This is a genomic window from Caldisericum sp. (assembly GCA_022759145.1).
In the GTDB taxonomy this organism is placed as follows: Bacteria; Caldisericota; Caldisericia; order Caldisericales; family Caldisericaceae; genus Caldisericum.
In genome coordinates this window covers 83,483-90,410 of the sequence record JAEMPV010000062.1, presented here as the reverse complement: position 1 = coordinate 90,410, position 6,928 = coordinate 83,483, and the positions used below count along the sequence as shown (strand labels likewise).

At 37.6% G+C, this 6,928-nt stretch carries 9 protein-coding genes; 4 read left to right on the top strand and 5 right to left on the bottom strand.

Annotated elements, in window-relative coordinates; all coding sequences use genetic code 11:
- Positions 1–168 precede the first annotated feature (168 nt).
- The 5 genes from JHC30_04460 to JHC30_04440 all read right to left on the bottom strand — a co-directional run bounded on the left by JHC30_04460 (position 169) and on the right by JHC30_04440 (position 4,296).
- The gene (locus tag JHC30_04460; protein ID MCI4463405.1) at positions 169–1,455 is read right to left on the bottom strand and encodes a hypothetical protein; all 1,287 of its coding nucleotides are present in this window, start codon (positions 1,453–1,455) and stop codon (positions 169–171) included.
- Entirely contained in the window at positions 1,442–1,951 is a 510-nt protein-coding gene (locus tag JHC30_04455) for a sigma-70 family RNA polymerase sigma factor (GenBank protein ID MCI4463404.1), read from the bottom strand. The genes JHC30_04460 and JHC30_04455 overlap by 14 nt, the downstream gene beginning before the upstream one ends.
- An 88-nt stretch (positions 1,952–2,039) precedes the next feature.
- Complete coding sequence (gene groL / locus JHC30_04450; GenBank protein MCI4463403.1) at positions 2,040–3,653, bottom strand: chaperonin GroEL; 1,614 nt, start codon at positions 3,651–3,653, stop codon at positions 2,040–2,042.
- A gap of 12 nt (positions 3,654–3,665) precedes the next feature.
- A complete protein-coding gene (gene groES, locus JHC30_04445) occupies positions 3,666–3,956 on the bottom strand; it encodes a co-chaperone GroES (GenBank protein MCI4463402.1) in 291 nt (96 codons plus the stop codon).
- Between the two features lie 136 nt (positions 3,957–4,092).
- The gene (locus JHC30_04440) at positions 4,093–4,296 is read right to left on the bottom strand and encodes a DUF3783 domain-containing protein (protein ID MCI4463401.1); all 204 of its coding nucleotides are present in this window, start codon (positions 4,294–4,296) and stop codon (positions 4,093–4,095) included.
- Between the two features lie 104 nt (positions 4,297–4,400).
- Between JHC30_04440 and tsaE the strand changes: the two genes are divergently transcribed.
- The 4 genes from tsaE to tsaD are packed head-to-tail and all read left to right on the top strand — an operon-like array spanning position 4,401 to position 6,928.
- Positions 4,401–4,853, top strand: coding sequence for a tRNA (adenosine(37)-N6)-threonylcarbamoyltransferase complex ATPase subunit type 1 TsaE (gene tsaE / locus JHC30_04435; GenBank protein MCI4463400.1), 453 nt, complete (start codon positions 4,401–4,403; stop codon positions 4,851–4,853).
- Complete coding sequence (gene tsaB, locus JHC30_04430) at positions 4,834–5,460, top strand: tRNA (adenosine(37)-N6)-threonylcarbamoyltransferase complex dimerization subunit type 1 TsaB (GenBank protein ID MCI4463399.1); 627 nt, start codon at positions 4,834–4,836, stop codon at positions 5,458–5,460. The genes tsaE and tsaB overlap by 20 nt, the downstream gene beginning before the upstream one ends.
- Entirely contained in the window at positions 5,457–5,924 is a 468-nt protein-coding gene (gene rimI / locus JHC30_04425) for a ribosomal protein S18-alanine N-acetyltransferase (GenBank protein ID MCI4463398.1), read from the top strand. Before tsaB ends, rimI begins: the two co-directional genes overlap by 4 nt.
- Positions 5,921–6,928, top strand: coding sequence for a tRNA (adenosine(37)-N6)-threonylcarbamoyltransferase complex transferase subunit TsaD (gene tsaD / locus JHC30_04420; protein MCI4463397.1), 1,008 nt, complete (start codon positions 5,921–5,923; stop codon positions 6,926–6,928). Before rimI ends, tsaD begins: the two co-directional genes overlap by 4 nt.

Here is a 6,928-nt window from a genome sequence, read left to right as displayed (position 1 = left end):
TGGGTGGAGTTGGAGGAGGGGACTTTTCCCTCCTCCAATGATTAAAGGGGGCGAAGCCCCCTTTCTAACTTTTTCCCAAAGGCATAAAGTCGTTTTTGGGGAGTGTTGAGGGGGATCTTCTCACCCCTCAATTGGTTGAGGAGAGTCTTTTTCCCTCCTCCATTATTTTTATGGCTTTTTGCCTTTGTTGGAATTATCGTTATTAGGTTTATTTGAATTAGTTTCCTCTGTGCTATCAGGGTTTCCTTTTTGCTGTGCTTTTTCCTGCACTATTATTTGCGTTGCTTTGTAGTTTGTTCCATCAAATCTTATATGGATTTGGACAGTTTGCCCTTCCTTAAGGACTGTTTTATCAACTCTGCCTTTCCCAACCTGTTCAACCTTGGTTGAATCGTCTACAATAACAGGATTTGTAAAATCTTTGAGGGTTATTGTTCCTTCTTGAACACTCAAAATAACTGTATTCAATTCAAATTCTTTTTGAGAATTTTGTTCCTGGTTCTGCTCCTCATTTTGTGAAGATTGTGATTCGTTTTGCTCCTTATTTTTCTCTTCATTTTTATTTTCTTGGTTCGTCTGGTTCTGCTTACCTGGGGTGTTTTTATAGAGAATTATGTCTCTTGCAACAAGGCTATCACCAACTTTTGCTGCATGCACAAGAACGGGGTCGTTAACTTTAATCTGCGAAATATTAACACTCTTTCCGAGGTATTTTACAGTTGTGTTGTCGTTAACCGTAACTGTTTCTCCTGATATTGTTAAAGTGTTCCCGTTAATTGCAGAAACCGTCCCTTTTATAACGATGATAAGTTCATTTTCATTTTGCTCTTGTTCTGTTTCCTGCTCCTTATTTTGAGGTGCTGTTGTTTCTCCCTGGTTTGCGTTTTTATTTTCATTCTTGTTTTGTTCGTTTTCGCTCTGGACAGTTTGTGTTTGATTGCTTGAGTTGTTATTTGTGCTGTTAGAGGGTTGCTCGTTTGTTACATCTGTCCCTTTTATGTCGTTTTCGTTAAGTGTTGCATTAAGTGTATCAAGGATTTTTCCCCAGCTAAAGCCCTCTTTTCTCATTTCGATAACTTTATCAATATCAATATTTTTGTCTTTGGAAAGAGCAGAGATAACAACCGCATCTGCAAAACTAAGATTTGCGTCTGTTATTTTTTGAAGGATAGTTTCGTCAATTTCAATAACTCCCTCAAAACTCTTTGCTGTGCTTTCTATCTTTACGCTCTTAATGAGTTGAGGAAGTGTTCCTGCTTTACCAAAAACTGGAGTAACAAAAGAAAGGCCAAAAGTAAATACAATTGCTACAATCAATGTCGAGAGGATAGCCTTTCTAAATCTTTCAACTTTTCTTCTCCTGTTTATTGTTCCCATAACTTTTTCTTTTAAGTTGCTATTTTCGGGGTCCGTCTTTTCTAAAAACTCTTTAAACTGCCTTTCAAACTTCTCCATTCTCTATCGCCTCCCTTAATTTATTCCTTGCTCTGTGAAGTCTTACTCTAATATTTTCTTCTGATTCGTTAAGTAAAAATGCAATTTCTTTTGTGCTCATATTATCTATGTAAAAAAGGGTTACTATGCTTCTATCTTTTGGGTCTAACTGTGCTAACGCTTCTTCAATTAACTCTTTATATTCATTTGAATCAAATTTTGTTTCTCTTTCAATAAATTTTGGATCCTGTTTTCTTGCATTTTGCAAAGCATAATTTACAGCAATCCTTTTAAGGTACCCTAAAACTGAAATGCCGTCGTTAAGCGCTTTTCTCTTTTCGTATATTTTGAGGTATGTGTTTTGAACAATATCTTCTGCATCCTCTTTTGAGAGGGTTATTGCATAGGCAATTTTGTAAACATACCTATAAGTCAAATTGTAAAACATTTCAAAAGCCTCCACATCTCCTTTCCTGAGTTTTGGCACAAGTTCTATTAGCTTACTTTCCACATCCATAATATGTTTCACCTCTTAAAAATGTTACACATAAAACAAAAAAATAAAAGCCCTCCAAACGGAGGGCTCAGGAATCTAAATCATTGTATTAATATTCAGGGTATTGAGGTGCGGGGGCCTGTTTTTCTTCTTTTGGAATTGTTGTTACGATTGCCTCAGTTGAGAGCAATAACCCTGCAATGCTTGCTGCGTTCTGAAGAGCAGTCCTTACGACCTTGAATGGGTCGATAACTCCTGCCTTGAACATATCTTCGAACTTTCCAGTTTCTGCGTTGAAACCAACATTATCTTTGGTTTCCATCACTTTGTTAAGAGCGATTACGCCATTGTAACCTGCGTTTTCTGCAATAAGTTTAAGAGGCTCCTGGAGTGCTTTCTTTACAATCATAATACCAGTTCTTTCGTCACCTTCAGCCTGTAAAGTGTCGAGGACTGGAAGTGCCTTAACGAACGCAACTCCACCACCTGCAACGATACCTTCAGCAAGTGCTGCCTTTGTTGCTGCAACTGCGTCTTCAACTCTGTGCTTCATTTCTTTCATTGCAGTTTCAGTTGCGCCACCAACCTTGATTATTGCAACACCGCCGGAGAGTTTTGCAAGTCTTTCCTGAAGTTTTTCCTTATCGTAACTTGAAGTGGTTCTCTGGATTTCTTCTTTAATTTGTTTAATTCTTGCCTGGATTTTCTCTTTGTCACCCTTACCACCGATGATTGTGGTGTTATCTTTATCGACCTTTACAGCATCTGCTCTTCCAAGCATATCAAGTGTAACGCTTTCGAACTTAATTCCGAGGTCTTCTGAAATAACCTGACCACCAGTGAGGATTGCAATATCTTCAAGCATTGCTTTCCTTCTATCACCAAATCCTGGCGCCTTTACTGCAACGCAAGAGAATGTCCCTTTAATCTTGTTGAGAACAAGTGTTGCAAGTGCTTCACCTGTTACATCATCTGCAATGAGAAGGAATGGTCTTCCAGTTTGAACAATTCTTTCAAGAAGTGGAAGGAATTCCTGGATTGAAGAAACCTTTTTATCGGTAATAACGATGAATGGGTCTTTGAGTTCTGCTTCCATTCTTTCTGCGTCAGTTACGAAGTATGGTGAAATGTAACCTCTGTCAAACTGCATACCTTCAACAGTCTTTACCTCAAGACCAATACCTTGAGATTCCTCAACTGTAATAACGCCTTCTCTTCCAACCTTATCGACTGCGTCTGCAATTGCTTCACCAACTTCTTTAATCTTTGAAGAAACTGTTCCAACCTGCGCAATCTCTTCTTTTGTGGTTATATCTTTCTTGAGCTTCTTCATCTCTTCAATAACTGCTTCAACTGCTCTATCGATACCTTTTTTGAGAAGAAGTGGATCTGCACCTGCAGTAACATTCTTGATACCTTCATCAATTAGTACCTGTGCTAAAACTGTTGCTGTTGTTGTTCCGTCACCTGCTGCATCTTCTGTCTTTGATGCAACTTCTTTTACGAGTTGTGCACCGATGTTTTCGTTTGGATCTGGTAAGTCGATTTCTTTTGCAATCGAAACACCGTCATCTGAAAGAATTGGCGAACCAAATTTCCTTTCAAGTGCAACATGACGGCCCTTTGGTCCCAAAGTTACCTTTACTGTGTTTGCTAATTTATCAACACCTGCCTGTATTGCTTTTCTTGCTTCCATTCCAAAAATTATTTGCTTTGCATCCATAGTTTCACCTCCTTATTTAAGGATTGCAAGTACTTCTTTTTCAGAGAGGATGAGGTATTTCTCATCGTTTAATTTGATTTCAGTTCCTGCATACTTTGAGAAAATAACTGTATCGCCAACTTTTACTTCGAGAGGGACTTTTTGACCGTTGTCAAGAAGCCTTCCAGAACCTACTGCAACAACTTTACCCTTTTGGGGTTTTTCTTTTGCTGTGTCAGGTAATACGATACCTGTCTTTGTTTTTTCTTCTTCCTCTTCAATTTTTACTACGATGTGGTCGTAAATCGGTATAATTTCTGCCATACAACCAACCTCCCTTCTTGTTTTTTTGTGAATTTTTAGCAAATTTATATTAAGTTTGCTAATTTATTATATAGAGTTTAGCAACTGTGTCAAGAGGGTGCTAATAATTTTTTGAAAAATGAGAATTGATCAGTTTTTACTTTGTTTCTTTACTGTTTTTGAAGTATTCGTCTTCTTTTTCTAATTCCTCAAGCCACTCTTTTACCTTCCATTCCTTAACTGTATCGGTCAAGGTTGCAAAAATCACATCTTTTGTATCAACTGCTTCTTTTACTTTTTGCATTATTTTAACTATCTCTTCGTTTGTAAAATTGCCTAAAAGAAGGAATTTTTTAGCCATAGTTTTCTCCTTTCGTTTTTTTCAATTTAATTATACCAGTAATTTTTTCTTACGGACTTTTAAAAACATACTTTTTTTGTTATATTTATGGTGTGAAAGAAGCTGTGTTATTTCTAAAAAGCGAAGATGAAACGATTGCCCTGGGTAGAAAACTTGGGGAGGAACTATTGAAAAGTGCCTCGAATTATCTTATAGGGCTTATTGGACCACTTGGTGCAGGTAAAACAACACTCACAAAAGGCATTGCAGAGGGGCTCAAAGCAAGGGATTTTGTTGAAAGCCCGACATTCGTATTCCTTAACATTTATAATGGTGATTTGCCTCTATATCACTATGACCTTTACAGGGTAAACGACCCAAAAGACCTTGATGAACTTGGTATTTTTGAGATGGTTTCAAGAACGGGCGTCCATGTGATAGAGTGGGGAGATAAGGTTGAAGGATTGCTTGATTTTGATATGGAGATAAACTTTGAGATCTTAGAAAGTAGCGAAAGAAAAATTACAATAAAAGCTTTTAATCTGGAGAGTGTTTTAAATGAACTGTCTATTCCTTAATCAGGCTTTTTATCCAACAGTAAGTATCCTATTTTCAGAGGAGAAAATCCATTACTCCGTGATTCAGTACCCAAACGATGAAAGCCCGAACAATCTCCTTTATATTACAAAAGTGATGTTTGACCTTATTAAGTTTGAAAGAAAAAACCTTACGCACGTTGTTGTTGTAAATGGACCTGGAAGTTTTACAGGGACACGCATTGGTGTAGTTGATGCAAAGATTCTTGCATTTGCGCTGAATATCCCGTTAGTAGCTCTTAATTCTCTTGAACTTATTGCAAGGCACAGAGATAAAGAATCAATTCTTGCGATTTTATCTGCTGGGCGTAAGGAATATTTTGGAGCATTGTTTGAGAAAGGCGTAAGAAAGTCTGAAGATAGAATACTTACCATTCAAGAACTTGAGGAGTTTAATGGGAAGATTGTTTCTTTTGAGGATTGGAGCAATCTAAATTTGAAAGAGTTTGAGAAGGTTTATGTTAATCCTGAGGTGGTAAGGGATTTTTCGTATGATTTAATTAGAAGAGAAGAGTTTGTCCCTGATCCACTGTCTTTAAAGCCAATTTATTTAAGGGCAGAGGATAAATTATTTAAGAAGATGCGATGATTAGCGAAATAGAAATTGTTAAAGCAAAAGTATCGGACATAAAGAGAATAATTGAAATTGAGGAACTTTCTTATAGCGACCCCTGGCCGAGAGAGATTTTTATGGTTGATTATCTTTTCAATTCTTCTTCTGAATATTTTGTTGCTAAAATGCATGGGAAGATTGTTGGCTTTATCGGTATCTGGTATGAAGGGAAAAAACTTCATGTTATAAATGTTGCAGTCCATCCAGACGAAAGAGGAAAAGGTATCGGAACAAATTTACTTCTCTTTGCTATAAATCTTGCAAAGGAACTTGGCTATGAAGCAGTTTATCTTGAAGCAAGAAAGTCAAATGTGTCTGCTCAACGCCTTTATAGGAAACTTGGTTTCAAAGATAAAGAGGAATTAAAAGGATATTACCAGGACGGTGAGGATGGTATAAGAATGGAGTTGAGTGTTCCGAAGGAGGAGAAGGAATCGTGATTACGCTTGGCATTGAAACTTCGTGCGATGATACCGCAGTTGCTATAATAGAAAGTGATGGGAAAATTCTTTCAAATGTCTTAACTTCTCAGGATGTTTTTCACAGGGATTTTGGTGGAATTGTCCCCGAGATTGCCTCAAGAAAACATGCTGAACTCATTGGATATACGATTCTTGAAGCATTAAAACTTGCAAGTTTATCGCTTGAAGACATTAACCTTATATCTGTAACAAAGGGACCTGGGCTTGTTGGGTCTCTCCTTGTTGGGCTTGAAGCTGCAAAGTCACTTAGTTTTGCACTTAATAAACCTCTTATTGGTGTAAATCATCTTGAAGGACACATATATTCGCTTTTTCTTGAGGGAGCGCCACTTTATAAAAGAAAAGATGTTTTTCCACTTCTTGTTCTTATTGTTTCAGGAGGACACACAGAGCTTGTCCTTATGGACGGATTTTTGAAATATAGAGTTCTTGGAAGGACTCGTGATGATGCAGCAGGCGAAGCAATCGACAAGTTTGCTCGTTTTTTAGGTTATGGGTATCCGGGTGGTCCAATCATTGAGAAATTAGGGCTCGAAGGTGACCCAAACAAATACCAGTTTCCTAATCTTACTTTCAAGGGAAGTCCTTATGAATTTAGTTTTAGCGGTCTAAAGACTGCGGGTGTTTATTTCATCCAGAATCACCCCGATATTATACAAAACGACCTTGCAAGTGTTGCGGCAAGTTTTGAAAATGCACTTGTAAGAATACTTGTTGAAAGGACAATTAAAGCAGCAACCGATTTTGATGTCAAAGGAATTGGTGTTGTTGGCGGAGTGTCAGCAAATAAAAGGCTAAGGGAGACATTTTCGAAAGTTTCGCCTGTTCCTGTGTACTTCCCACAAAAAGCACTTTCAACAGATAATGCTGCAATGATTGCTTTGACTGGCTATCTCAGGCACACAATTAACGGAGAAACTTCAGACCTTACTCTTGATGCAATTTCGAGGTTGGAGTTATGA